Origin of the sequence: Alistipes sp. DJF_B185, assembly GCF_964250025.1 — a bacterium.
GTDB classification, from domain to species: domain Bacteria; phylum Bacteroidota; class Bacteroidia; order Bacteroidales; family Rikenellaceae; genus Alistipes; species Alistipes finegoldii.
This window is the reverse complement of record NZ_CAXUDY010000006.1, coordinates 195770-219886: the sequence shown is the minus strand read 5'-3', so window position 1 is coordinate 219886 and position 24117 is coordinate 195770. Positions and strand designations below refer to the sequence as shown.

General features: G+C 59.0%; 27 protein-coding genes. 12 read left to right on the top strand and 15 right to left on the bottom strand.

Annotated features, from left to right (window positions below):
* Positions 1 to 2: 2 nt before the first annotated feature.
* Complete coding sequence (tgt, locus tag ACESTR_RS10150; protein WP_130062578.1) at positions 3 to 1133, bottom strand: tRNA guanosine(34) transglycosylase Tgt; 1131 nt, start codon at positions 1131 to 1133, stop codon at positions 3 to 5.
* 91 nt (positions 1134 to 1224) lie between these two features.
* On the opposite strand from tgt, the gene ACESTR_RS10145 reads away from it, so the two are divergent.
* The 3 genes from ACESTR_RS10145 to rsmG are packed head-to-tail and all read left to right on the top strand — an operon-like array spanning position 1225 to position 3584.
* Positions 1225 to 2379, top strand: a complete 1155-nt coding sequence (locus tag ACESTR_RS10145) for a glycosyltransferase (RefSeq protein WP_014775251.1) — start codon at positions 1225 to 1227, stop codon at positions 2377 to 2379.
* Positions 2370 to 2933, top strand: coding sequence for an RNA polymerase sigma factor (locus tag ACESTR_RS10140; RefSeq protein ID WP_009596822.1), 564 nt, complete (start codon positions 2370 to 2372; stop codon positions 2931 to 2933). Before ACESTR_RS10145 ends, ACESTR_RS10140 begins: the two co-directional genes overlap by 10 nt.
* Before the next feature lie 27 nt (positions 2934 to 2960).
* Complete coding sequence (rsmG, locus tag ACESTR_RS10135; RefSeq protein ID WP_009596906.1) at positions 2961 to 3584, top strand: 16S rRNA (guanine(527)-N(7))-methyltransferase RsmG; 624 nt, start codon at positions 2961 to 2963, stop codon at positions 3582 to 3584.
* 347 nt (positions 3585 to 3931) lie between these two features.
* On the opposite strand, the gene ACESTR_RS10130 is transcribed toward rsmG, so the two are convergent.
* Together ACESTR_RS10130 and ACESTR_RS10125 are read right to left on the bottom strand one after the other, a co-directional pair.
* Positions 3932 to 4177, bottom strand: a complete 246-nt coding sequence (locus tag ACESTR_RS10130) for a helix-turn-helix domain-containing protein (RefSeq protein ID WP_130062576.1) — start codon at positions 4175 to 4177, stop codon at positions 3932 to 3934.
* Between the two features lie 30 nt (positions 4178 to 4207).
* Positions 4208 to 4438: a helix-turn-helix domain-containing protein gene (locus ACESTR_RS10125; protein ID WP_039939755.1), complete on the bottom strand. Its 231-nt coding sequence runs from the start codon at positions 4436 to 4438 to the stop codon at positions 4208 to 4210.
* Positions 4439 to 5329: 891 nt separating this feature from the next.
* Between ACESTR_RS10125 and ACESTR_RS10120 the strand changes: the two genes are divergently transcribed.
* The gene (locus ACESTR_RS10120) at positions 5330 to 6199 is read left to right on the top strand and encodes a class I SAM-dependent methyltransferase (protein WP_278714317.1); all 870 of its coding nucleotides are present in this window, start codon (positions 5330 to 5332) and stop codon (positions 6197 to 6199) included.
* On the opposite strand, the gene ACESTR_RS10115 is transcribed toward ACESTR_RS10120, so the two are convergent.
* Positions 6174 to 6590: a thioredoxin fold domain-containing protein gene (locus ACESTR_RS10115; protein ID WP_009596873.1), complete on the bottom strand. Its 417-nt coding sequence runs from the start codon at positions 6588 to 6590 to the stop codon at positions 6174 to 6176. The two genes, ACESTR_RS10120 and ACESTR_RS10115, sit on opposite strands and share 26 nt — an antisense overlap.
* A gap of 38 nt (positions 6591 to 6628) precedes the next feature.
* A complete protein-coding gene (rlmN, locus tag ACESTR_RS10110) occupies positions 6629 to 7660 on the bottom strand; it encodes a 23S rRNA (adenine(2503)-C(2))-methyltransferase RlmN (protein WP_130062574.1) in 1032 nt (343 codons plus the stop codon).
* 160 nt (positions 7661 to 7820) lie between these two features.
* Between rlmN and ACESTR_RS10105 the strand changes: the two genes are divergently transcribed.
* The 7 genes from ACESTR_RS10105 to ACESTR_RS10075 all read left to right on the top strand — a co-directional run bounded on the left by ACESTR_RS10105 (position 7821) and on the right by ACESTR_RS10075 (position 15054).
* Positions 7821 to 8504, top strand: coding sequence for an energy transducer TonB (locus ACESTR_RS10105; protein ID WP_278433848.1), 684 nt, complete (start codon positions 7821 to 7823; stop codon positions 8502 to 8504).
* 168 nt (positions 8505 to 8672) lie between these two features.
* A complete protein-coding gene (gene hflX, locus ACESTR_RS10100; RefSeq protein ID WP_279003935.1) occupies positions 8673 to 9890 on the top strand; it encodes a GTPase HflX in 1218 nt (405 codons plus the stop codon).
* 20 nt (positions 9891 to 9910) lie between these two features.
* Positions 9911 to 10567 (top strand): uracil phosphoribosyltransferase, encoded by a 657-nt coding sequence (gene upp, locus ACESTR_RS10095; RefSeq protein WP_009596818.1) that lies wholly within the window; start codon positions 9911 to 9913, stop codon positions 10565 to 10567.
* Between the two features lie 323 nt (positions 10568 to 10890).
* Positions 10891 to 12729 carry an LTA synthase family protein gene (locus ACESTR_RS10090; protein WP_237958646.1) on the top strand — a complete coding sequence of 613 codons (1839 nt, stop codon included), beginning with the start codon at positions 10891 to 10893 and terminating at the stop codon, positions 12727 to 12729.
* Between the two features lie 76 nt (positions 12730 to 12805).
* Positions 12806 to 13555 carry a hemerythrin domain-containing protein gene (locus tag ACESTR_RS10085; protein ID WP_009596806.1) on the top strand — a complete coding sequence of 250 codons (750 nt, stop codon included), beginning with the start codon at positions 12806 to 12808 and terminating at the stop codon, positions 13553 to 13555.
* Complete coding sequence (locus ACESTR_RS10080) at positions 13552 to 14157, top strand: response regulator transcription factor (RefSeq protein WP_009596839.1); 606 nt, start codon at positions 13552 to 13554, stop codon at positions 14155 to 14157. The genes ACESTR_RS10085 and ACESTR_RS10080 overlap by 4 nt, the downstream gene beginning before the upstream one ends.
* A gap of 6 nt (positions 14158 to 14163) precedes the next feature.
* Positions 14164 to 15054: a cation diffusion facilitator family transporter gene (locus ACESTR_RS10075; protein ID WP_014775240.1), complete on the top strand. Its 891-nt coding sequence runs from the start codon at positions 14164 to 14166 to the stop codon at positions 15052 to 15054.
* 203 nt (positions 15055 to 15257) lie between these two features.
* Here the strand turns inward: ACESTR_RS10075 and yidD are convergent, their stop codons facing one another.
* From yidD to ACESTR_RS10025, 10 genes are all read right to left on the bottom strand, one after another.
* The gene (yidD, locus tag ACESTR_RS10070) at positions 15258 to 15518 is read right to left on the bottom strand and encodes a membrane protein insertion efficiency factor YidD (RefSeq protein WP_009596801.1); all 261 of its coding nucleotides are present in this window, start codon (positions 15516 to 15518) and stop codon (positions 15258 to 15260) included.
* On the bottom strand, positions 15475 to 15843 hold the full coding sequence (locus tag ACESTR_RS10065; protein WP_009596868.1) for a ribonuclease P protein component: 369 nt from the start codon (positions 15841 to 15843) through the stop codon (positions 15475 to 15477). Before ACESTR_RS10065 ends, yidD begins: the two co-directional genes overlap by 44 nt.
* A 7-nt stretch (positions 15844 to 15850) precedes the next feature.
* Positions 15851 to 16711 carry a uroporphyrinogen-III synthase gene (locus ACESTR_RS10060; protein ID WP_014775238.1) on the bottom strand — a complete coding sequence of 287 codons (861 nt, stop codon included), beginning with the start codon at positions 16709 to 16711 and terminating at the stop codon, positions 15851 to 15853.
* A gap of 36 nt (positions 16712 to 16747) precedes the next feature.
* Positions 16748 to 17899 (bottom strand): DUF4271 domain-containing protein, encoded by a 1152-nt coding sequence (locus ACESTR_RS10055; protein ID WP_227042068.1) that lies wholly within the window; start codon positions 17897 to 17899, stop codon positions 16748 to 16750.
* A complete protein-coding gene (locus tag ACESTR_RS10050) occupies positions 17896 to 19074 on the bottom strand; it encodes a sensor histidine kinase (protein WP_009596805.1) in 1179 nt (392 codons plus the stop codon). The genes ACESTR_RS10055 and ACESTR_RS10050 overlap by 4 nt, the downstream gene beginning before the upstream one ends.
* Before the next feature lie 9 nt (positions 19075 to 19083).
* Complete coding sequence (locus ACESTR_RS10045; RefSeq protein WP_009596920.1) at positions 19084 to 20748, bottom strand: S41 family peptidase; 1665 nt, start codon at positions 20746 to 20748, stop codon at positions 19084 to 19086.
* The gene (locus tag ACESTR_RS10040; RefSeq protein WP_009596827.1) at positions 20741 to 21211 is read right to left on the bottom strand and encodes a hypothetical protein; all 471 of its coding nucleotides are present in this window, start codon (positions 21209 to 21211) and stop codon (positions 20741 to 20743) included. Before ACESTR_RS10040 ends, ACESTR_RS10045 begins: the two co-directional genes overlap by 8 nt.
* 130 nt (positions 21212 to 21341) lie before the next feature.
* Positions 21342 to 22211, bottom strand: coding sequence for a 4-hydroxy-3-methylbut-2-enyl diphosphate reductase (locus ACESTR_RS10035; RefSeq protein ID WP_175282388.1), 870 nt, complete (start codon positions 22209 to 22211; stop codon positions 21342 to 21344).
* Between the two features lie 30 nt (positions 22212 to 22241).
* Positions 22242 to 22940: a (d)CMP kinase gene (gene cmk, locus ACESTR_RS10030; RefSeq protein WP_009596886.1), complete on the bottom strand. Its 699-nt coding sequence runs from the start codon at positions 22938 to 22940 to the stop codon at positions 22242 to 22244.
* A complete protein-coding gene (locus ACESTR_RS10025) occupies positions 22927 to 23604 on the bottom strand; it encodes a LysE family translocator (RefSeq protein WP_039939759.1) in 678 nt (225 codons plus the stop codon). Before ACESTR_RS10025 ends, cmk begins: the two co-directional genes overlap by 14 nt.
* 193 nt (positions 23605 to 23797) lie before the next feature.
* Between ACESTR_RS10025 and ACESTR_RS10020 the strand changes: the two genes are divergently transcribed.
* On the top strand, positions 23798 to 24103 hold the full coding sequence (locus tag ACESTR_RS10020) for a DUF3467 domain-containing protein (RefSeq protein WP_009596931.1): 306 nt from the start codon (positions 23798 to 23800) through the stop codon (positions 24101 to 24103).
* Positions 24104 to 24117 lie beyond the last annotated feature (14 nt).

Sequence of the window (24117 nt, the reverse complement as noted above, 5' to 3'; positions counted from 1 at the left end):
TTTTATAGTCTTCGTGTCAGTTTTGCGACCATCGCATCCTTCCACGGCTTGAAATCCCCGGCGGCGATATGTTCGCGCGCCATCCCCACCAGCCGCAGGTAAAAGGCGATGTTGTGCAGCGAGGCGATCTGCGCCGCCAGCATTTCGCCGCACGTCACCAAATGGTGCAGGTAGGCCTTCGTGTAGAGCGTATCGACGAACGCCGTGCCTTCGGGGTCGATCGGCGAAAAGTCGTCCTCCCACTTCTTGTTGCGGATGTTGATGACCCCTTCGGCCGTGAACAGCTGCCCGTTGCGGCCGTTGCGCGTGGGCATCACGCAGTCGAACATGTCCACGCCGCGCTCGATCGCTTCGAGGATGTTGACCGGCGTGCCGACGCCCATCAGATAACGCGGCCGCTCCTCCGGCAGTATGGCGTTCACCACTTCGATCATTTCGTACATCACGTCGGTCGGCTCTCCGACCGCAAGACCGCCGATGGCGTATCCGTCGGCGTCGTACTGCTTCACGTTCTCGGCCGCGTGCGCCCTCAGGTCGGGATAGGTGCACCCCTGCACGATCGGGAACAGCGCCTGATAATGCCCGTATTTGGGTTCGGTCTGATGGTAGCGGTTGAAACAGCGCTCCAGCCACCGCTCGGTGAGCGCCAGCGACTTGGCGGCGTATTCGCGCGGTGCGTCGCCCGGAGGGCACTCGTCGAAGGCCATCATGATGTCGGCGCCGATCGTGCGCTCGGTGTCCATCACGCTTTCGGGGGTGAAGAGGTGTTTCGATCCGTCGATGTGCGAACGGAAGTGACACCCCTCCTCCTTGAGCTTGCGGCATGCCGCAAGCGAGAAGACCTGAAATCCGCCGCTGTCAGTCAGCATCGGGCCTTCCCACGTCGAGAAACGGTGCACGCCGCCGGCCTTTTCGATGATCTCCATGCCGGGCCGCATGTAGAGGTGGTAGGTGTTGGCCAGAATGATCTGCGCACGGGCTTCGTCGCGCACGTCGCGGTGGAAAATGCCCTTGACCGTCGCCGCCGTGCCCACGGGCATGAAAATCGGGGTGCGGATGACGCCGTGGTCGGTCGTCAGCTCGCCTGCGCGGGCTTTGGTCGCCGGATCCTTATGCTGTAATGTAAACTTCATGCTCATATATTCGGCAAAAATACATAAAATAATCTGATTTGGGAATTCTGAATTCTAAATTGTTTTGTACCTTTGCGCATATTTCGCCTGTATGCAATTTTTCGATACGCTTCTGACATGTTACGGCTGGGAAGGCATCGCCCTTGCGGGGGCCGTGCTGGCCATGTTCGGCGTGCAGCTGTACTACTATATTTTCGTTTACGGCCGGATTCCCGGCTACAAGAACAACCGCCGCAGCGCGGTGCTCGACGCCGAACCTCCGGTGTCGGTGGTCGTGCCGCTCTTCTCGGAGGATTATTCGTTCGTCGAGGAGCGTCTGCCGCTGATGCTGGCCCAGAGCTACCCCGACTTCGAGGTGGTGATCGTCTACGTGGGCCACGACTCCGATTTCTACGAGGACCTCGTGCGGCTCAAACAGTCGTTCCCGCAGATCGTGACGACCAAGATCCACCTCGACCCGCGCTTCCCGATTTCGCGCAAGATGGCGCTCAACGTCGGCATCAAGTCGGCGCACCACGAGCATATGGTCTTCACTTCGACCGACGCCTGCCCGCAGACCGACCGCTGGCTGTCGCTCATGGCCAAGGGCTTCACGCGGGGCGAGATCGTCGTGGGCTACTGCGGCGTGGAGCGCAAAAAGGGCTTTTCGAACTACATGATGCGCGCTTGGCGCATGATGCACTCGGCCGACTGGCTCGCCCGCGCCGTGCGGCGCCGCGCCTATCGGGGCACGCTCCACAACTTCGGGTTCACCAAGCGCATCTACTTCGGAGCCAACGGCTTCAGCCACCTCAATATGAACATCGGCGAGGACGACCTCTTCATGCAGAAGGTCATGACGCGCGACAACGTGAGCGTCATCCTCTCGCCACGGGCTTCGCTGCGCGAAAAGACGTGGGGCGGCATGGGCTGGTGGATGAGCCAGCTGCGCTATTACGGCTCGGCGTTCCGCTTCTATCCGCAGACGGTCCGCAACTATATCCAGTGGGAGCTGGGATCGCGCTCGCTCTTCTTCCTGACGGTCGTCTGTGCGGCTGCGGTGATGCCGTTCGAGTTCAAGATCGCGGCGCTGGCCCTGCTGGTGATCCGCTTTCTGATCGTGGCGATCGAGGTGCGGCGCATCGCGCGCCGTCTGGGCGAATCGGGCATGATGGGCCGCTATTTCGTCTACGACCTGCTGAGTCCGCTCTGGGCCTTGGCGCTGAGCGTGATGCTGATGCGCAAAGACGACCGCGTATGGAGATAGCCGACTATATCGTCGCCGAGGACCGGCGGCTGGTGGAACTGGTGCTCGAAGGCGACGATACGGCCTTCGAATACCTTTTCAACCGCTACCGCGACGCTATCCACCGGTTGTTCGTGCAGCGGCTGGGCGGGGTGAACGACGCCGACGACCTGCTGCAGGAGACCTTCATCAAGGTTTATATCAACCTGCACCGCTACAGCACCGACTATACCTTCGGACAGTGGGTCTACACCATCGCCCGCAATACGTTCATCGACTTCGTGCGCCGCCGTCAGGACGACCTGTCGATCGACGAGCGTTTCTCGTCGCCCCCCTCGACGGCCCCGACCCCTGAGGAGAGCGTCATCAGCCTCCAGCAGCGGACCCAGATCGAGCATTACCTCGAACGGCTGACGCCGCGTTACCGGACGCTGATCGTCATGCGCTTCTTCGACGAATACTCCTACGAGGAGATCGCCGCCAAGCTCACCCTGCCGCTGGGCACCGTCAAGACGCAGATCCACCGCGCCCGCGAGCAGATGTGCAAACTGATCGCGCAGGGCGACGAACGATGACACGATTTAAGGATTAAAAGTCAAGATTTGGAACTGATTCTCAAATATTTCCCCGAACTCACCGACTGCCAGCGGCAGCGGTTTGCGGCGCTGTACGACCTTTACGCCGACTGGAACGCGAAGATCAACGTCGTCTCGCGCAAGGATTTCGACCAGCTGTACCTGCGTCACGTGCTCCACTCGCTGGCTATTGCCAAGGTCTGCGCGTTCGACGCCGGGGCGCGCATTCTCGACGTCGGCTGCGGCGGCGGCTTTCCGTCGGTTCCGCTGGCGATCCTCTTCCCCGAAGCGCGTTTCACGGCCGTCGATTCCATCCGCAAGAAGATCGCCGTCGTCGAAGGCGTGACCGCGGGACTGGGTCTGCGGAATCTGGAACCCCGCTGCGCGCGTGCCGAAACGCTTCCGGAACGCTACGATTACGTCGTTTCGCGCGCCGTGACGGCCATGTCCGAATTCGTGAACTGGGTCTGGAACCGCCTCGAACGCGGACAGCGCGGCACCCTGCCCAACGGCATTCTCTACCTCAAGGGGGGCGATCTGGCCGAAGAGCTGGCGCTGACCGGCAAACGGTGGGATGTCTACGACATTGCGCGCTTCTTCGAAGAGGAGTTCTTCGAGACCAAGAAAGTGGTCTATACGCCCAAGAAATAACGATTGCGGCAATTTGCGGACGCCGCTATTCCTGCGGCTCCTCCGGATAGGTTATCCCCGCGAAAAATTTCTCAAGCGAGATATTGTAAAATTTGCAGAATTTGGCGATAGACTCCAAAGAGGGGAATTTTAGCTCGTTTTCGTAATGCGAAATACTCAAGTGAGTATTGTGCATTACATACTCTTTCGTATGGTTGTGCTGTTCCCGGATTTCCGTTAGTCGCCGGGCAATCAAATCTACCAATATGGGGTTTGTGGGTTTCAAATCATCTGTATTTTAGAAAAAATGATTCACATTTGACAGAAGTAGGATATGGTGCGCTGGCTGTGAATTTCGTATGATTGATTTATTCCTTTGCCGGATAGTCTATTGGTGAAAAGAATTCGACGATAGTTATATTGTAGAACTTGCAAAGGATAGCTATTGTCGTCAGTGACGGAAAATCCCGGCCTGTTTCAAGATGCGGAATATCCAAGCCGGTGTATTCATTTACGTATTCTTGCGTATAATGGTGAGCTTCACGTAAATTTTTTATACGTTGAATAACCATTTTGAATAATTCTTCGTCGCGGCGTTGCTTTCTTTTGGCCATTTTAACTCATTTTCACAAAAAAATGAATCTTCACGCCTTTTCATATTCAATACCCTTGAAAAATTCTTCTAAAGTAACGTTATAGAAATTACAGAGTACTGTCAGCAGGACGATTGTAATATTCGTAGTACCAACTTCATACAAACCTACATTCACTTTGGTTCGATCGGTTACTACCTCTTGGGTTAGCCCGCGCTCGATCCGGATTTGTTTCAATCGACTTGCGACTGAACGCAATAATGTATCGTTTGTATGCTTCACTTAAGTTATTTTATGCAAATAACAGACGGTATGTATTATTTTTGCTCCTATGAATTCGTAGGAATTAAAATGTTTTTCTATCTTTGTCCTTAGATTTTATTTAATTTTTTGACAAAAATTATGCTAATTTTGCATTTGAATAATTCGGCATAGCCGATGGACATACTATAAAGGGTAAACAACTCTTTATGCCTTTCAGTAAACATAGGAAATTTACGAGATCAGGGTATAATAGTTGTCAGTCCTTGTTATGTCCTGCTTGCAGAAGGCAAGCAGGGCGACAAGGGCGCAGGACAGCTTCTGATCATGGTTTCCTATGACCTACTGAAAGAGCTGCAAATGCGCCCCTTTTTTATGTCTATGAGGGGCGTGATTTCAAACTATCAACCCTGTCATAATGTCACGAACAATCTATTTTGAGGCGAATGTATTATCCGGCGGCCTGCGGTCGCCGGGCGTTGCCGTGCCGTTTGCCGGGGTTGATTCCATAAGGACGGGCGGCGCGGCCCTGCGATCTGGTGAGCGGCACGATGAAATCCCGCATCGCTTCGTCCTTTTTCTGTTACAGCCGGGTGCGGGCTGCCGAAATGAATTCTTCATATATCTGATGAGTTGCGTCACGGAGTTGTTTCGGTCCTGCATCCGGCTTTTTATTCGGCAAAGAGGGCGGTTATTCGGAATATTGATTATCTTTGTGTCATGATTAAGATCCTCCATAAATCGGATTCGGTGTTGTAAACGATTCGTACCCGCCGTACGGATCGTCCTTTCGTTCGCTCCCGGACTCTCTCCGGGGGTAATTTTCATGTAATTGGTTCAGTTTTTTTAATCCGCGTACGACGATAAAGGCATTGCCATGCCTTTACGTGTACGCCGCAATACTTCAAGACAATGAGTAACGAAAATAACGCCATTCACGGATTTGACGTCAATCTGATCTGCGATTTTTTCCTGAATACCGAACGGCAGGGGCCGGGAAGTCCCGAAGTGACCATCAAGGCGCTGAGTTTCATCGACAACCTGACCGACGAATCCCTGATCGCCGACCTCGGCTGCGGGACGGGCGGTCAGACGATGACGCTGGCTCGGCATGCGCCGGGACGTATTACGGGTCTCGACTTCTTTCCGGGATTCATCGACCGTTTCAACGCCGACGCCCGGAGACTGCACCTCGCCGACCGGGTGAAGGGCGTCGTCGGTTCGATGGACGCCCTGCCTTTCCGCGCCGGGGAGCTGGATCTGATCTGGTCCGAGGGGGCGATTTACAACATCGGCTTCGAGCGGGGCCTGAACGAGTGGCGCGAATACCTGAAGCCGAGCGGCTATCTCGCGGTCTCCGAAAGCGTGTGGTTTACCGACGAACGTCCGACGGAAATCCATGATTTCTGGGTAGACGCCTATCCTGAGATAGATACGATACCCAACAAGGTGGCCCAGATCCATCGGGCGGGGTATCTTCCGGTCGCGGCCTTCGTCCTGCCGGAGACCTGCTGGACGGAACACTATTTCGCGCCGCTGGCCAAGGCGCGGGAGCTGTTCGCGGCGAAATATCCGGGGGACAGCACCGCCGAAGGGCTGATGGCGTTCCAGCGTTATGAGGAAGAGCTGTACCGCAAGTACAATGAGTTCTACGGGTACGTCTTTTTCATTGCGAGAAAGCCGAATCCGCGCCGGACGCTGTGTCCCGGTCCTATGTCGAATCCCGGTTCGACGTCGTGTCCCGGTCCGGCGGCGGTTACCTGCGCTTCGAGCCGTCGATGATCTTCTGGACGCTCTCCATGAACTCCTTCGGAGCCGATGCGCCTTGTATGCGTCCCAGCAGCTCGCCCTGCGTGTCGAAGACCAGATAGAGCGGAATGGCTCCGCTGCCGTAACGCTTCATCAGCTCCTTGCCCGTGGGTTTGTCGGTGTCGTATTTGGCCGCGACGAAACGCTGCTGCATGAAGTCGCCGACGTCCTTGCGCGAGAAGACTTCGCGTTCCATCATCCGGCAGGGCGGGCACCACGAGGCGTAGAGGTCGATGAAGACCAGCTTGCCGCTCTTGATCGCCATTTCGCGCACGGCGTCCGTCGATTTGGTTTCGAATTTTACCTGTCCCTGCGCCGCACCCGCTCCGAGTGCTAGCAACAGGACGAAGATCAGTTTTTTCATGGCATCTTGTTTTACGGCTAACGTGCAAGAACCGTGCTCTATTGCCCGTCCTCCGCCGCCGCGGTGCTCAGCAGTCCGCAGGCGGCCTGAATATCCTCGCCCCTCGAAGCGCGGATCGTGGTCTGTATCCCCTTCGCCGTCAGCGTGTCGCGGAAGCGGATCATCGCCTCGTCGTCGGGCGAGAAGTAGGGCGATCCGGGGATTTTGTGGAACCGGATCAGGTTGATGCGGCACTTGATGCCGTCCAGCAGGCGGCACAGCTCGCGGATATGCCGCGGCGAGTCGTTCAGGCCGCTCATCACGATATATTCGAACGACACGCGCCGCTGGTGGGTGAAGTCGTACCGGCGCAGGATGGCCGCGACTTCGGCGATCGGCCATGCCCGTTCGACCGGCATGATTGCGGCCCGCTCCTCGTGAAACGGGTTGTGCAGACTTACGGCCAGATGCACTTTCGTCGCGTCGAGAAACCGCTGCAGTTCGGGCGCTACGCCCGCCGTGGAGAGGGTGATGCGCGTCGGCGACCAGCCGAAGCCCCACTCCGAAGTCATGATTTCGAGCGCCCGCAGTACGTTGTCCGTGTTGTCGAGCGGCTCGCCCATGCCCATGAAGACGACGTTCGTCAGACTGTCGCGTTCGGGCAGCGAGACGATCTGGTTGAGGATTTCGGCCGTCGTCAGCGAGTGTTGCAGCCCCTGCCGTCCCGTCGCGCAGAATTTGCATCCCATGCGGCATCCGGCCTGCGACGAGACGCACAACGTGGCCCGCTCGCCGTCGGGAATGTAGGCCGATTCGATCCATGCGCCCTGCTGCGTGCGGTAGAGGTACTTTTTCGTTCCGTCGGCCGATTCGGTGATCCGCGCGGGCGGGGTGAATGCGGGGCGGAAGCGTTCGGCCAGCTTAGCGCGGTGCGCCGCGGCGATGTCGCTCATCCGCATCGGGTCCTCGACGTGTTTCGCATAGAGCCAGCGGGCCAGCTGTTTCGCGGCGAAACGCGGCATTCCCAGCTCGGCGCACACGGCGGCGAGCTGCTCCGGGGTCTTCCCGTATAACGTTTCCGAAAGGGCCATTTTTTCGTCTCCTGCGAGCTGTTTTCCGGCACAAAAGTAGGCAAAAAATAAAGATTTTTGTGCGGGATGGCGCATTTTTGAATTTTTATCCATATATTTGTGGTGCATAGCATGCCTGTGCGTGATTTTTGACTTTGCCGAACAATTAAAATTCAAATAAATGGAAATTAAGAAATCACCCAAAGCAGACCTTCAGAACAAGCGGGGTCTTTTGCTTGAAATCGGCCTTGTAGTGGCTCTCGTGCTGGTTATCGCCGCTTTTGCCTACACGCCGAAGGAACACCGTATCGAGAAAGTCGACCTGAACTACGGTCCGGTCGAAGAGGAGATTACCGAGATTACCCGTCAGGACCAGAAGCCGCCCGAACCTCCCAAGAAGGTCGAGGTGAAGGTGATCGCCGACCTGCTGCAGGTGGTGACCAACGACACGAAGATCACGACCGAAGTGGACTTCGCCGAGTTCGACGAGAATACCGAGGTGATTCAGCAGGTGGAGGTTGTCGAGGAGACTATCGAGGACGACCAGCCGTTCCTGATCGCCGAGACCATGCCCTCGTTTCAGGGCGGCGACCTCAATACCTTCCGCAACTGGGTTCAGCAGAACGTCAAGTTCCCGCAGATCGCCCTTGAGAACGGTATTCAGGGCCGCGTGGTGCTTTCGTTCGTGATCGAGAAGGACGGCCGTCTGACCAATATTCAGGTGCTCCAGACCCCCGACCGTTCGCTTTCGGAAGAGGCGATCCGCGTGCTGAACAAGTCGCCGAAGTGGAGTCCCGGAAAACAGCGTAATCAGGTTGTACGTGTGAAGTATACCCTGCCCGTTGATTTCCGCGTGCAGAACTAACCGGATGAAAGGGCTTCGGCGTGACCGGAGTGCTCCGTGACAATAAATAGGGTATCCTGCTTCCGGCGGATACCCTTATTTGTAGCATAGTGTTTGCTCCCCTCCGGGGTGTGCGGCGCCGGATTCCGGAGCGCGGCGCATGTGTAACGTTAAAATTTGAAAAACGAATTGGAAGAAAATAAGAACAAGACTCCGAATGCCGGGACGGCTTCCGACGGCCGGGAACGTGCCGTACTGGTCGCCGTCGTGCGTGACGATCAGGACCCCCGGCAGGCTGCCGAATTCCTCGACGAACTGGAGTTTCTGGCCGAGACGGCCGATATCGAGAGCGTGAAGCGCTTCACGCAGCGACTTCCGCAGCCCTCGTCCCGTATTTACGTGGGTCCCGGCAAACTGGAGGAGATCGCCGGCTACTGCAAGGAGCAGGAGATCGACGTGGTGATTTTCGACGACGAACTCTCACCGTCGCAGACGCGCAATATCGAAAAGGCGATGCCGTGCCGTATCCTCGACCGTACGCGCCTGATTCTCGATATTTTCATGTCGCGGGCGCAGACCGCCTATGCCAAGACGCAGGTGCAGCTGGCCAATTACGAGTACATGCTGCCCCGGCTTTCGGGTATGTGGACCCACCTCGAACGGCAGCGGGGCGGCACGGGAACCCGCGGCGGCGCGGGCGAACGCGAAATCGAGACCGACCGCCGTATCATCCGCAACCGGATCGCCAAACTCAAGGAGGACCTGCGGAAAATCGACCGTCAGATGGCGGTCCAGCGCTCCAACCGCGGTTCGATGGTCCGCGTGGCGCTGGTGGGCTATACCAACGTCGGCAAATCGACGCTGATGAACCTTATTTCGAAGAGCGAGGTTTTTGCCGAGAACAAGCTCTTCGCCACGCTCGACACCACGGTCCGCAAGGTGGTCTTCGACAACCTGCCGTTCCTGCTTTCGGATACGGTCGGGTTCATCCGCAAACTGCCGACCGAGCTGATCGAATCGTTCAAATCGACGCTCGACGAGGTGCGCGAAGCCGATCTGCTGGTGCATGTGGTCGATATTTCGCATCCGCAGTTCGAAGAGCAGATCGACGTGGTGAAGCAGACGCTTCAGGACATCGGTGCCGGCGACAAGCCCGTCTATCTGGTCTTCAACAAGGTCGATGCCTACACTTATGTCAAGAAAGACGAGGACGACCTCACGCCCGCCACGCGTGAGAATCTTTCGCTCGACGACCTGAAGAAGAGCTGGATCGCGCGTGCCAATACGCCCTGCATTTTCCTTTCGGCCCGGATGAAGACCAATATCGAGAAGTTCCGCACGGATCTTTACGGCATGGTGCGCGAGATCCATGCCGGACGCTATCCGTTCAATAATTTCCTCTATTGACCACCAAACCTCATACCCATATGACCTTGCATACTCTGAACAGTCAGAACACCGTTCTCAACAAATTCATCGCGCAGATCCGCGACAAGTCGATCCAGACCGACTCGATGCGTTTCCGCCGCAATCTCGAGCGTATCGGCGAAATCACGGCGTACGAGATTTCGAAAGAGCTGTCCTATACGCCCCGCGTGGTCGAGACTCCGCTGGGCGAAGCGACCGTCGAGACGATCGACGACCGGATCGTCGTGGCGACGATTCTGCGGGCCGGTCTTCCCTACCATCAGGGTTTTCTGAATTACTTCGACGATGCGGAGAACGCGTTTGTTTCGGCCTACCGTAAAAGTACGAAAGACGGTAAGTTCACCGTTAAGGTGGAGTATATTTCGTGCGGCGACCTCGAAGACAAGGTCCTGCTGCTGGTCGATCCGATGCTGGCGACCGGCTCTTCGCTCGTGCTGGCCTACAATGCGTTGTGCGAAAAGGGCGGCACGCCCAAATATACGCATGTCGCGGCCGTCATCGCCAGCGAGCAGGGCATCGACTACGTGAGTAAGAACATGCCGCGTCAGGCCACGACGATTTGGGCCGCGGCCGTCGATGAGGAGCTGACTTCGCGTTCCTACATCGTTCCGGGCATCGGAGACGCCGGCGATCTGGCCTACGGCGAGAAGATTTAGGGAGTGCCCGGTATGCGGTTTTCCGGGCCGGGCGTTTTTTGAGGGTGATTTGCGGCTGGAACGCTCCTTCCGATGAACGGTTCCCGGTCTGGACGATTCCGGCGGATGGGTTCCCTTTCTGGCAGGACGGCTTCCCGGACCGGATTTTTCGGGCGGAGGACTTTTCCGCAGGACGATTTCCCGGATCGAACGGTTCCGGACCGGATTTCACGGCGGCGGAATCTCCTTAGGACGGGGGATTGCGGTTGCAGGATGCGCCGCGACGTCCTGCCCGGCTGCGGAGCGGTATCGCTCCCGGCGTATATGTGCATTATTTTGCTCGTATGGTAAAGAAGAAACTGGCTTTTGTTTTCGGGGTGTTCTGCGCGACCGTCCTGCTGATGGCGGTGCAGAAACCCGTTTTTCTGGCCTACTATGCCGCGGATGCGGCGCAGGCTTCCGCGGGGGAGTGGCTCGGCGTGGTGTGGCACGGCCTGACGCTCGACAGCACCGTCGCGGGATATGTTACCGCCCTGCCGCTGCTGCTGACGCTCGCGTCGCTCTGGGTGCGGCTTCCCGAACGGATATGGCGGCGCGTGCTGAACGTTTACTTCGTGCTGATCGCTGTCCTGACGGCCGCGATCTTCGCCGTGGACGTCGAACTGTACCGGCATTGGGGATTCCGGCTCGATTCGACGGTCCTGATCTACCTTGCTGATCCGAAGGAGGCCATGGCGAGCGTCGATTTCTGGCTCGGCGTGCGGCAGACGCTTCTGGCCGCCGCCTATGTCGCGTTGATGATCTGGACCTACCGCCGTGTGGTGGGGCTTTTCGATGGCGAACCCCTGCGCCGGCGTGCCGCATTGCCGTGGACCTTCGGCCTGCTGCTGCTTGCGGGCTGCGATTTTCTGGCGATCCGCGGCGGTACGGGGGCATCGGTCGCCAATGTCTCGAAAGTCTATTTCAGCTCGAACATGTTCCTGAATCATGCGGCGACGAATCCCGTCTTTTCGTTTCTGACGACGCTCGGCGACCATACCGACTATGCTTCGGAATACCCTTTCTTCGATGAGACAACGCGCACGGCGAAGTTCGACGCCCTGCGCGGCAACGGCCCTGCGTCCGGACCTTCGGAACGCGTGCTCACGAAGACCCGTCCCAATGTCGTGGTCGTTATTCTGGAGAGTTTCGCCCGCACGATCATGGATGCCGACGTCGACGGCCGGCCCGTCATGCCCAATATGCGGCGGTTGCGGGACGAAGGCATCTGGTTCGAGAACTTTTTCGCCAATTCGTTCCGCACCGACCGCGGTGAAGTGGCGGTGCTGAGCGGATTTCCGGCCCAGACGCGCATGTCGATCATGAAGCTTCCGGCCAAGAGCCGCAGCCTGCCGTCGCTGGCCCGGTCGCTGGCCCGCGAGGGCTACGCCACGAGTTTCGTCTACGGCGGCGATCTCAATTTCACCAATCAGGCCTCCTACATGTATGCCACGGGCTGGCAGCAGCTCGTCTGGCAGAGGGACCTGCGGTTCGATACGCCGCCCTCCGACTGGGGGTACGACGATGCGGTGATGTGCGACTGGTTCGCCGACCGCGTGATCGCGCAGAGCGGGACGGGAGAGCCGTTTCTGGCGGGACTGCTGACTCTGAGCAGCCACCGGCCGTTCGACGTGCCGTTCAGTAGGTTCGACGACAGGGAGCTGAACGCCTTCGCCTTCGCCGACGACTGCGTCGGCCGCATGATCGACAAACTCAAGGCTTCGCCCGCATGGGACGACCTGCTCGTCGTGCTGGTCGCCGACCACGGCTACCCGTGGCCGCGCAGTCTGTCCTACAACGAGCCGCTGCGCCACCGCATCCCGATGATCTGGACGGGCGGCGCCGTCGCCGGACCGCGTGTGGTCGAGGAGTACGCTTCGCAGATCGACATCTGCGCCACGATCCTCGGTCAGCTGGAGGTCGCGCACGACGATTTCGACTACAGCAAGGATATTTTCGCCCCGACCCCCCCCCGCAAGTTCGCGTACTACACCTTCAACGACGGCTTCGGCGTGGTCGATGCTTCGGGCGAAGCCGTCTGGGACGCCACGAGCGGGAAAGCGGTTTCAGAGACATCTCCCGCCCTGATGGACGTGGGCCGTACGATGCTGCAGACCACCTATACCGACATCGGAAACCGCTGACGACCGGTAAAATACCTGAAATTAGGTATTGCGGGACCTGACATGAATCGTTAATTTTGCAGATATTGAGAATCTTATGTATAGAATTGGACGATACGATGCTGACGACCGCATGTGCGATCTGGTCTGCGACAGCTACCCCGTACTGCTTGTCATGAGCCGTTTCGGCATCGCGCTGGGCTTCGGCGACAAGACGATCGGCGAAGTCTGCCGCGACAGCGGGGTCGATACCGGGACGTTCCTGACCGTGGTCAATACGCATATCGACGGAGAAGCTCCCGATCCCGGCGCTGTTTCGGTCGGAGCGCTGGTGGGCTATCTGCGCAATTCCCACGACTATTTCCTCGATTTCCGGCTGCCGGGCATTCGCCGCAAGCTGATCGAGGCCATCGACTGCAGCCGCAACGACGTGGCCTTCGCCATCCTGCGCTTCTTCGACGAGTATGTCGCCGAGGTGCACAAGCATATGGATTACGAGGAGCACAAGGTTTTCCCCTATGTCGAAGCCCTGCTTGCCGGAGAGCGTCCCGAAGGGTATTCGATCGACGTTTTCCGCCGTCATCACGATCAGGTCGAGGCCAAGCTCGCCGAACTGAAGCGCATCATCATCCGTTATTATCCTTCGGGAAGCACCAACGAGCTGAACGGCGTGCTTTTTGACATCTTCACCTGCGAGCGCGATCTGGCTTCGCACAACGACATCGAAGACCGTCTGTTTATTCCGGCCATCAAACGGCTGGAGGAGGCCGGGGAGACTCCGGCCGACGTCCGGTCCGGGGACGGGGCGCGGAAACGGTCGTCCGGTGCGAAAGGAGGCGTCCGATGAAGGCGCTGAAACTCGCCGTCGCCGAATCTTCGGCTATACTGCGCTGCGGCATTATCGCCCTGCTGCACCGGATGCCTGCGGCGAACGTCGATATTCTCGAAATCGGGGATATCTCGCAGCTTGCCGCGCAGCTTTCGCGCCACCGGCCCGACGTGCTGATCGTCAATCCCGCATCGCTGGGACTCTGTACGCCGCCGCAGCTGCGGGCGCAGACCGGATGCGAGGGCATGCGGTGCGTCGCCCTGCAGCTGGCGATGACCGACGCCGCGACGCTCGGCGCCTACGACGAAGTCCTTTCGATCTACGATTCAGAGGACTGCGTGCGCCGCAAAATCGTACAGCCGGCCGATGAGTCGCCCCGCGAGGAGCGTCAGGAGCCGCTGAGCGTCCGCGAGCGCGAAATCGTCGTCTGCATCGTCAAGGGCATGAGCAACAAGCAGATCGCCGATACGCTCTGCATTTCGACCCATACGGTCATCACGCACCGCCGCAATATCGTGGCCAAACTGCAGATCCACTCCCCGGCGGGCCTGACGATCTACGCCATTGTCAACAAACTGGTCGATCTCTCGGAAATCCGGGATACGATCACCGAAATATAAACGATCATGGGACACGACCACCATCACGACCATACGGTCTCGTCGCTCAACAAGGCTTTTATCCTCGGCATCACGCTCAACGTGGCGTTCGTCGTCGTCGAATTCGCCGTCGGACTCTATTACGGGTCGATGGGACTGCTGTCCGACGCCGGGCACAACCTTTCGGATGTGGCGAGCCTGCTGCTGGCGATGCTCGCTTTCCGTCTCGCGCAGGCGCATGCCACGCCGCGCTATACCTATGGCTACAAGAAGAGTACGGTGCTTATCTCGCTGCTCAATTCGGTGATCCTGCTGATTGCCGTGGGGGTGATCGTCGCCGAGAGTATCGGCCGGATGATGCACCCGGCGCCCATCGAGGGCGGCGCGATCGCATGGACGGCGGGCGTCGGCGTGGCGATAAACGGATTCACGGCGTGGCTCTTCATGAAGGACAAGGACAAAGACCTGAACGTCAAGGGTGCATATCTCCATATGGCCGCCGATGCGTTGGTGTCGGTCGGAGTGCTGGTGTCGGGACTCGTGATCTCGTGGACGGGCTGGACGATCGTGGACCCGATTGTGGGGCTGGTCGTTGCCGCGGTGATCGTGGCTTCGGTCTGGTCGCTTACGCGCGCCAGCCTGCGGCTTTCGCTCGACGGCGTGCCCGACGGAATCCGGGTGGACGAGCTGGAACGGACGATGACCGCCGTGCCGGGCGTCGAAGCCGTGCATCATATCCATGTCTGGGCCATCAGCACGACCGAAAACGCCCTTACGGCGCATGTCGTGCTCACGGACCTGCCCCGGCTGGAAGCGGTGAAACGGGAGCTTAAAACCCGGCTCGACGGGGCCGGCGTGCACCATGCGACGCTCGAATTCGAATCGGTCGCCGAGAACTGCTGCGATTTCAGCGACTGACGGATTCGCAGACGGCTCTGCCTTTCAAATCCCCGGCTTCGCATTCTCAAAATAAAATCCGGCCCGAAAAGGGCCGGATTTTTCATGTGAGCTTCGAGGTGCCGGAACGTCATCCGCCGAAAGGTTATGCTTCAGGGTGCAGGGCCATTTCAGAGTAACGGTCCGTTTCTGGTTGCCGGATCATTTTTGGGCGCCGGACCATTTCAGGGCACCGGATCGTATCCGCTGCCGCCCCACGGGTGACAGCGCGACAGCCGTCGCAGGGTGAGCCACGAGCCTTTCAGCGGACCGTGTTTGCGCAGGGCTTCCAGCGCGTACTGCGAGCAGGTCGGCGTAAACCGGCACGACGGGGGTGTGAAAGGCGAGATGCAGAGCTGGTAGAACTTCACCAGTGCGATCAGCGGCAGGGCGCAGATACGCTTAAAGATGCTCCGCGACCGTTTCCAGAATTCGCCGGACTGCATTTGAGATCGTTTTATAGGACAACTCCTCCTTCGAAGAGTAGATCAGCGCCAGATCGAGATTGACCGGCCGGCCGTTGTGCAGCAGCAGCTTTTGCAGCCGGTAGGCCTCCTTGGTGCGGCGGCGCAGCAGGTTGCGTTTATTGGCCCTTTTATGGAACTTCTTGGGTACGGAGAACAACACCTCGGCCGAAGGTATTTCGTCGGCTTCGGCGAACCATACGTACCGGAACGGGAAGATAAAACCGCTCTCGCCGCTCTCGAACATCCGACGTACGGCGCCGAGCGAGCGGAGCCGTTCCGTACGGGGGAGCGAGCAGTCGGGCATAAGCGTATTATTTGCGGGGGTCGGCAGGACGGCGTGCGCGGCTCTTCTTGGCCAGCTTGTGCTGTTGGCTGCGGATGAACTCCTCTTTCTGCGTGTCGGTAATCAACTCGACGGGGGCTATCTCCTCGCCTTTCTGCACCTTGTTCAGGTAGATGTCGATCGCCTTGACCATCGACGGGGCTTCGGGCGTGGGGGCGTTGGCCAGTACGGTGATTCCGGCGTCGAGTGCGGCGCGCAGCGTGCCTTCGCCGAAGACAGCCACGGCGGGCAGGTTCTCCGTGCTGAATTTCTCGACCAGCGTCTTGACGTCCGACGGGGAGTAGAGCGCCAGCAGGCCGTAATCGGTCAGCGCGATGTCGTCCATGTCCGCAGCGACCGTACGGGCCAGAATAGCCGGATCGAACGACATTTTGAGCTTGGCGAGCGTTTCGGGAAGCTCAGGTTTGTGAGGTTCGCTCAGCGCCAGCAGGAACTTCTCGTCCTTGTGCTTGATGATCAGCTCGATGAACGAGGTGAACGAGCCGTCGGCAAACGAAATCTTGCGTTTGCGGTAGACGATGTATTTTTGCAGATAGAGCGCAACGGCTTCCGTCTGGCAAATGTATTTCATGGTTTCGGGCACCGTGATGCGGGCCTCTTCGCAGATGTGGAAGAAACTGTCTACCGTCGTGCGCGAAGTGAAAATTACGGCCGTGTGCGTCAGTATTTCGACCCGTTGTGCGCGGAACTCTTTCAGCGAAACGCCTACTACGCGGATAAACGGTTTATAGGCGATCTCTACTTTGTATTTCTCGGATAATTCGTAGAACGGGGACTTCTCGATAATTGCAGGCCTCGGCTGCGAAACCAATACTTTTTTTACTTTCAATTCTAACCTAATTTATGTTGTTCTTCAATCACTGAATCATCTTGCCGCAAGCAGCCCTAGGAGGCTGATTGGGAATATTTCCACGATGCAAAGGTACAAAATCCAATGCAAAATCGAAATTTTTTTGGAAAGAAACAGATTCAGTGTCTCTCTGAGATATAAGAAGACCGTTGCGAGCAACTCGATGACAATGATGCAGAACCACACGTCTCCCGTGCCCCGCGGGCACAATGCGAAGAGCAGCAGGGCGGGAATCGTGACGATGACGCCCAGCGTGAAATAGGTGCGTTTGAGCAGTATCAGCTGCGAGACGAAGGGCTGCGAGAGCGTTACGGCTCCGGCCAGCCGGACGACTCCCCGCTGGAAAAGCCCCACGCACAGACAGGCAAACGTCGCCAGCAGGCTGAGGGCCAGTACGGCGCCCTGCGGAATCGTTTCGATCAGGCTGTCCGGAATCAGCGAATCGCCGTATTTGACGGTCATGACGCCCACGAAGAGGACGCCGATGGCGGTTGCGGTGTTCAGGAAGTGCGAAAAACCGCTGCCGCCCGGATCCTCCATAAGGCGTTTGCCCGTGGCGGTGTCGTGCGATACGCGCGTCAGCAGCAGCCGTATGTCGCCCAGATTGCGGTAGAGCAGGATGGCGTAGGTTGCGGCGAGCAGCAGGACGAAGCCCTGAAAGACGGGGTTTTCGGTGAGGGACGGAGCCGGGGCCGCCGGCAGGACGCGGGCCGGAACGAGGGTCGATGCCGGACCGAATACCGCTTCAGCCGGCGCGTCGCGCCAAAGCGTGTCGGCCGTGCCCCGCAGCGGGCCTTCCAGCGAAAAGAACGGCAGCGAGTCAGCCGCCTGCGGCCCGGAATACAGCGTATCCGCCGCCAGCGAGTCCGCGCCTTGCGCCGGGGCGGGGGCGGCCGGCAGTGCGGTTCGGGGTGTGATGTTCCGGGCTGAATCGCCCGTGCCGGACAGGCCGTGTGTCGTCTCTTGGGCCGTATCGGGGGTATTCGCCGCGGTTTCTGCGGACGGATAGGCCGCAGAACGGTCCGTGCCGCGGCCATGTGCCGATGCCGATGTGTCGGCCGGAGCCTGCTGCGCAGCGGGAGCGGCGGCTTCGCGTACGGACGCGGGGCCGGGTTCCTGCATGGCGGGGAGCGGGACCGGCGCGGTATGTGTCAGCAGAGCGGTCATCCTTCGAAGATGCGTTTGAGCGTGATGCGGATCGTGGTGCCTTTGCCGATTTCCGATTCGATGACGGCGATTTTACCCTGATGGTAGTCCTCGACGATGCGGCGCGAGAGCGAAAGTCCCAGACCCCAGCCGCGGGTCTTGGTGGTGAATCCCGGTTCGAAGATGCGTTTCCAGTTGCCCTTGGGAATGCCTTTGCCCGTGTCTTTGACGTCGATCATCACGTTTTTGTCGTCCGACGAGATATGCACGTTGATCGAGCCGTGGCCCTGCAGGGCGTCGAGCGAGTTTTTCATCAGGTTTTCGACGACCCATTCGAACAGTGCGGCGTTGATGTTGGCTTGCACGGGAGCGATGGCCAGTCCGTTGTAGTCGAGCGTAACGTTGCGCGGGATGCGCTTGCGGAAATACATGACCGATTCGCCCACGATCTCGTTGATATTGGCCGGCGTGAGGGGCGTCTCGGAGCCGATTTTCGAGAACCGGTCCACGATCTTCATCAGGTGCGTGAGGTCCTTGTTCATCTCCTCGACGGCTCCCTGATCCACGTTCTGCGAACGCAGGTATTCGATCCAGCCCAGAAGCGACGAGGTCGGCGTGCCCAGCTGGTGGGCCGTCTCTTTGGCCAGACCGATCCATACGCGGTTCTGCTCGTCGTGTTTCGATGAGCGGAAGGCGATGAATCCCAGCATGATGAAGGCCGTGATGACCAGAATCTGCACGTACGGGAAATAGTAGAGCGATTTGAGCAGCGCCGAGCGGCCGTAAAAGATGATGTGGTAATGGTCGTTCGACCACCAGAACCGCACCGTGCGCGGCGGATTCTCCTCCGTCAGTTTGTCGATCATCCTGCGCAGACGGTCGGGGTGGTCGATGATCTTGTCCGGAATCAGGTGCGACCGGAACACTTCGAGGTTCTCGTTGGTGATGATGAACGGGATGTTGTTGCCGTTGGAGACGATGTCCTGAATGAGCGGGTCCTCCATCGAACCGCCCATCACGTCGCGGTTGACCCGCTCCATGGCGTGCGCCCACAACGCCACGTCATGCTGCTCCTTCTCCTTGAGCCGCTTGGCCATGTTGTTGGTGTAGAGCAGCGAGACCATGCCGAGGACTATGCCCACGATGATGACCACCACGCGGTTGCGGAACGAGAATATGTCGCGGCGGATCTTCATGGCTGTCGGTTATTTGCGCGGCGTGTCCTGCTCGGTGACGATGCGGGTGTATTCCGCGCCGTCGCCGAGTATCTCCGTGGCGCGCAGTACCTCCGGATCGTCTTTGAGCGAGTGTTCGATGACCCCTTCGGAGTACCCGTGGCGCATGACGATGTCGTTGTTGATCGTCTCGACGATCTCCTTGCGGTAGGTCTCCAGATTGGTCTGCGTATCGTCCTTTAGCTCGGCCTCGACACGGTCGAACTTCTCCTTGAGGTCTGCGAACCGGTCCTCCTCGGCGGCCTTTTTCAGTGCTTTGAGGGCGCGGCGGGTGTCCGATTCGTAGGGCACCTTCTTGTCCTTCATGAATTCGGCGAATTCGGCGTAATCCCGGTCCGTGATCGAGAAGTTGCGGATGTCGATCCGCTGATCCGGATGACGCCGCATGTAGTCGTCGCCGAAGTCCTCGATGAATCCCAGTGCATAGAGCGTCATCGCGAAGCGGCTGATGTATTCGGGTTCGGTGCGGATGTCGGGCGTGATGCCGCCGCCGTCGTAGACCTTGCGCCCGGCGCGGGTCCGGTACTCGGTGATGAGCGAGTCGGGTATGGCCTTTACCGAACCCTCCTGCGAGTGGGAGTAGTCGATGGCCTGAATGCAGCGGCCCGAAGGGATGTAGTATTTGGCCGTGGTGAGCTTCAGCATGGCGTTGTAGCCCAGCGGCCGCGGCGATTGCACGAGTCCCTTGCCGTAGCTGCGCTGGCCGATGACCACCGCGCGGTCGAGGTCCTGCAAGGCGCCGGTCACGATCTCCGATGCCGATGCCGAATTGCCGTTGATGAGCACCGCCAGCGGCAGGTCGGGGAGGATCGGCTCCGACGAGGTGCGGTAAACCTGCCGCGAATCTTCCGTGCGGCCTTTGGTGCTTACCACTTCGGTGCCTTTGGGAACGAACATGCCCAGAATCTTGATCGCCTCCTGCATGATGCCGCCTCCGTTGCTGCGGTAATCGAGGATCAGACCCTTCAGCTCTCCCTCGGTGCGCAGCTTTTCGACGGCTGCGCGCATGTCTTCGTAACACCCTTCGGTGAAGTCGCTGTGACGGATGTAACCGATGCCGTCGGCCACCCAGCCCGTGTAAGGCACGCCCGGAATGGAGATGCGCTCGCGCTGCAGGGTGACGGTCTCGGTGCTGCCGTCGAGGTGCTCGACGGTCACCTTGACCTTGCTGCCCGGTTCCCCCTTGAGCCGGGAGCTGACCTGCTCGGTCGTAAAGCCCTTGGCATCCTTGCCGTCGATGGCGAGGATCTTGTCGCCGATCTTCAGCCCGGCCCGGTCGGCGGGCGAACCCTTGTAGGGCTGGGCGATCTTCACCCAGTCGCCCTTTTGGCGGATGAGCGATCCCACGCCGCCGTATTTGCCCGTGGTGAGCAGCTCGAAGTCGGACATCTGCTCCTCAGGGATGAATTCGGTGTACGGATCGAGGTCGCGGACCATGCCTTCGGCGGCCCCTTCCATGAGTTTGTCGGGGTCCACCGGGTCTACATAGCTCAGCGACAGTTCGCGCATCATGTTGACCATGATCTCCATGTTGCGCCCCAGTCCGAAGTCGTTGCGGGCGGCGAAGGTCAGCAGGGCTGCCGCCGAAGCGGCAGCGGCGGCCGTGAGCAGATAACGGTATCCTTTTCTAATCATGTTTTGTCATTTGTATGTACGAATCCAGCTTGTATCCGGCTCTGGCCACGCCGCGGCGTATGCCGTCGATCAGGATCCACTGTCCGTACTGTGAAACTTTTATCTCGTCTTCTCCCAGCAGCGTCAGCTTGAGCAGCAGGCCGTCGGCGCGGAACGTCATTACGCCGTCCTCGTCGGTGCGAAGCGAAAAGCCTGCCGATTTGAAGGCGTTTACGATCTGTTCGCGGTTCTCCCCGACGTCGCCCTCGACCTTGCGCTGTACGAAGCCGAATTTGGGGTAGAAGGCTGCGAGCAGGACGATCACCGCGGGCAGCATCATGCCGCGCGTGGTGTGGAACATCACGTAGAAGGTCTCTTCGAGCGTCAGCGTCGCGAAGCCCGACAGCCGGTTCAGCGCCATGATCGCTGCACATAGAACGCACAAGGCGACGAAATATTTTAACGAGCGGATGAAGTATTTCATAACAGTAGTTTTTGTTGGATTCGTATCGTTGCAATGCCTTTGGTCGGTCGCCGCCGCCGTTGACGCCGTTTGTAATTTCTCCCTTCCCCTCTTTGGGGAGGGCCTTGCCGCAGGCGGCTGTTCCTGTCATCTATTTCCCCTTTCCGATCTTCCCGATGCGGTCGGCGACCTCCTGCATGAGCCATTTGGGCGTGGAGGTGGCGCCGCATATGCCGACCGATTCCGCGCCTTCGAACCATGCGGGGTCGATCTCCGCGGCTTCCTCGATGTTGCAGGTCCGGGGATTGGCCGTGCGGCACACTTCGAAGAGCACCCTGCCGTTCGACGATTTGCGTCCACAGACGAACACCACCGCGTCGAACCGCCGTGCGAACTCCTGCAGATGCTGTTCGCGGCTGGAGACCTGCCGGCAGATCGTGTCGTCGATATGCACGTCGGCGGGATTCGCCGCCCGGCGGCGCATTTCGGCCCCCAGCGCTTCGAACAGGGCGATACTCTGGGTTGTCTGCGAGAGGAAGTACACCGGTCGCGTGAAGTCGATCTGACTGAGGTCCTCCTCCCCTTCGACCACGATCGTCCGGTCGGGGACCTGCCCCGTGAGTCCGACCACTTCGGCGTGGCCCCGTTTTCCGAGAATCACGACCTGCCCTCCGGCCGGGCGCATCCGTTCGTGGGCCTTGACGACGCGGGCCTGCAGGCGGGCGACCACCGGGCAGGTGGCGTCGATCACTTCGATGCCCAGTTCCGCAGCCCGTGCATAGGTCGTCGGTGGCTCCCCGTGCGCCCTGATGAAGAGCCGGCGGCCCGTCAGGCGGGGCATGTCGGCATGGGTCACGGTGCTCAGCCCCAGCTTTTCGAGCCGCTGCACTTCGATCCGGTTGTGGACGATGTCGCCCAGCGAATAGACCGTTTCTCCCCCTGCGAGGGCCTTCTCGGCCTCCGAAATGGCCCGGACCACGCCGAAGCAGAAGCCCGATTTATCGTCGATTTCTATTCGCAAATCCTTCACTGTGCCGTTCGCCCGGCTCGTTTATTTGTTTATACGTTCCAATTCCGTCATAAACCACGCCATCTGCTGCTCGACCGTCATGCAGCTGTTGTCCAGCACGACGGCGTCGTCGGCCTGCCGCAGGGGCGATATGGCACGGCTCATGTCGGCCTTGTCGCGCTCGCGGACATTGCGCTCGATCTCCTCCAGCGACACATTGTCTCCCTTGGCGCGCAGTTCGTCGTAGCGGCGGCAGGCCCGCACCTTGGGGTCGGCCGTCATGAAAATCTTCAGTTCGGCGTCGGGGAATACCACCGTGCCGATGTCGCGGCCGTCCATCACCACGCCGCGGCGGCGTCCCATCTCCTGCTGCATGGCCACCAGCTTGCGGCGCACGGCCGGAATGGCGCTCACGCGGCTCACGCAGTTACTGACCTCGATCGTCCGGATTTTGCCCTCCGCCAGATCGCCGTTCACGTAGATGTCGCTGGCGCCGCGTTCGGGATTGAACCGGAACGTGATCGTAATCTGATCGAGCAGCCTGACGACCGCGTCTTCATCGACGATGCCCGAACGGATCGCTCCGTGTTCGAGCGCATAGAGCGTCACGGCGCGGTACATGGCGCCCGTGTCGATGAAAATGTAGCCCAGACGCCGGGCGATGGCTTTGGCGAACGTGCTTTTCCCGCACGACGAAAATCCGTCTACGGCGATTATGATTTTGTGTTTAGTATCCGACATTGGGGAATATATCAAGGAATGTTGAAAGTATCGTGTAAATACCCAGTATGCCGATGATGAGACCCGCGACGTGGTTGATCGTCAGCATGTGGCGGGGGCGGAAACGGCGGCGGAAGAGGTTGATGACGAAAGCCAGCATCGTCCACCATGCCGCGGCGCCGCCGAAGAATCCCGCGATGATGAACACCGCGCGGATGAATCCTCCCACTCCTTCGTGCGTGATGTCGCCGCCCGAAATCTTGAAGACGGCGAAGAAGGCGAGAATGTAGGGAATTACCATGATGAAGTTGGCGATCGTAAGTCCGAAAATCGAGGCGAAGTCCTGCCACAGCGAGGTTTTGCCCGCGCGGTTGCGGCGGATCTGGGGAACGGGATTCTGGGCGAAGATGTAGACGCCGACGATCACCACGAAGATGCCGCCGATTACGCGTAGCAGCGTGTTGTACTGCTCGATCTGGGTTTGGAGCATCGAATAGAAGAACAGCGCCGCCATGGCCATGAAGGTGTCGGCGCAGGCGACGCCCAAGCCCGATACGATCCCCGAACGGCGGCTTTTCGACAGCGTGCGCTGGATGCAGAGCACGGCCACGGGGCCGACGGTGATCGATGCGGCGACACCCACGCAGATGCCGCGGAACATAACGTCCAGAAATTCAAATCCCATTTTCGCTTGTTGCGGAGTTTTCAGTGAGCAAAGATACTAAAAACCTCCGATATCCGCCAAAGGGAGGCAAAAAAAGGGCGCGACGGGTTGTCTGAAATGGCCGATATGTTGATAAAATATCGAAAACTTTGGCCGCATAGTTGTATATCGGTACTTGTTAGTCAGTATTTTTGCATAAACAACAATCGGGCCTATGGCAGAAATGAAACAATTCGGGATCGACCTCGAACTCGACGATACGATCGCTCAGGGCAACTATTCGAATCTGGCGATCATTTCCCACTCCACCTCGGAGTTCATCATCGACTTCGCCGCGGTGCTGCCCGGCGTGCAGAAGGCGCGCGTCAAAAGCCGCATCATCCTTACGCCAGAACATGCCAAACGGCTGTTGCGTTCGCTGCAGGAGAACATCGTCCGCTACGAGAGCAACGTGGGCAAGATCGAGATTCCGACCCCTTCGCCGGCCTCCGAGGCGGGGCCGAAGATGGGCGAGGCTTAAAAGATAAATGAGGG

Bases quoted from the DNA above. Each gene is read 5' to 3' on its own strand.
- tgt (WP_130062578.1), bottom strand. From the start codon at position 1,133: ATGAAGTTTACATTACAGCATAAGGATCCGGCGACCAAAGCCCGCGCA.
- ACESTR_RS10145 (WP_014775251.1), top strand. From the start codon at position 1,225: ATGCAATTTTTCGATACGCTTCTGACATGTTACGGCTGGGAAGGCATC.
- ACESTR_RS10140 (WP_009596822.1), top strand. From the start codon at position 2,370: ATGGAGATAGCCGACTATATCGTCGCCGAGGACCGGCGGCTGGTGGAA.
- ACESTR_RS10130 (WP_130062576.1), bottom strand. From the start codon at position 4,177: ATGGCCAAAAGAAAGCAACGCCGCGACGAAGAATTATTCAAAATGGTT.
- ACESTR_RS10120 (WP_278714317.1), top strand. From the start codon at position 5,330: ATGAGTAACGAAAATAACGCCATTCACGGATTTGACGTCAATCTGATC.
- ACESTR_RS10115 (WP_009596873.1), bottom strand. From the start codon at position 6,590: ATGAAAAAACTGATCTTCGTCCTGTTGCTAGCACTCGGAGCGGGTGCG.
- rlmN (WP_130062574.1), bottom strand. From the start codon at position 7,660: ATGGCCCTTTCGGAAACGTTATACGGGAAGACCCCGGAGCAGCTCGCC.
- ACESTR_RS10105 (WP_278433848.1), top strand. From the start codon at position 7,821: ATGGAAATTAAGAAATCACCCAAAGCAGACCTTCAGAACAAGCGGGGT.
- upp (WP_009596818.1), top strand. From the start codon at position 9,911: ATGACCTTGCATACTCTGAACAGTCAGAACACCGTTCTCAACAAATTC.
- ACESTR_RS10090 (WP_237958646.1), top strand. From the start codon at position 10,891: ATGGTAAAGAAGAAACTGGCTTTTGTTTTCGGGGTGTTCTGCGCGACC.
- ACESTR_RS10085 (WP_009596806.1), top strand. From the start codon at position 12,806: ATGTATAGAATTGGACGATACGATGCTGACGACCGCATGTGCGATCTG.
- ACESTR_RS10080 (WP_009596839.1), top strand. From the start codon at position 13,552: ATGAAGGCGCTGAAACTCGCCGTCGCCGAATCTTCGGCTATACTGCGC.
- ACESTR_RS10075 (WP_014775240.1), top strand. From the start codon at position 14,164: ATGGGACACGACCACCATCACGACCATACGGTCTCGTCGCTCAACAAG.
- yidD (WP_009596801.1), bottom strand. From the start codon at position 15,518: ATGCAGTCCGGCGAATTCTGGAAACGGTCGCGGAGCATCTTTAAGCGT.
- ACESTR_RS10065 (WP_009596868.1), bottom strand. From the start codon at position 15,843: ATGCCCGACTGCTCGCTCCCCCGTACGGAACGGCTCCGCTCGCTCGGC.
- ACESTR_RS10055 (WP_227042068.1), bottom strand. From the start codon at position 17,899: ATGACCGCTCTGCTGACACATACCGCGCCGGTCCCGCTCCCCGCCATG.
- ACESTR_RS10050 (WP_009596805.1), bottom strand. From the start codon at position 19,074: ATGAAGATCCGCCGCGACATATTCTCGTTCCGCAACCGCGTGGTGGTC.
- ACESTR_RS10045 (WP_009596920.1), bottom strand. From the start codon at position 20,748: ATGATTAGAAAAGGATACCGTTATCTGCTCACGGCCGCCGCTGCCGCT.
- ACESTR_RS10040 (WP_009596827.1), bottom strand. From the start codon at position 21,211: ATGAAATACTTCATCCGCTCGTTAAAATATTTCGTCGCCTTGTGCGTT.
- cmk (WP_009596886.1), bottom strand. From the start codon at position 22,940: ATGTCGGATACTAAACACAAAATCATAATCGCCGTAGACGGATTTTCG.
- ACESTR_RS10025 (WP_039939759.1), bottom strand. From the start codon at position 23,604: ATGGGATTTGAATTTCTGGACGTTATGTTCCGCGGCATCTGCGTGGGT.
- ACESTR_RS10020 (WP_009596931.1), top strand. From the start codon at position 23,798: ATGGCAGAAATGAAACAATTCGGGATCGACCTCGAACTCGACGATACG.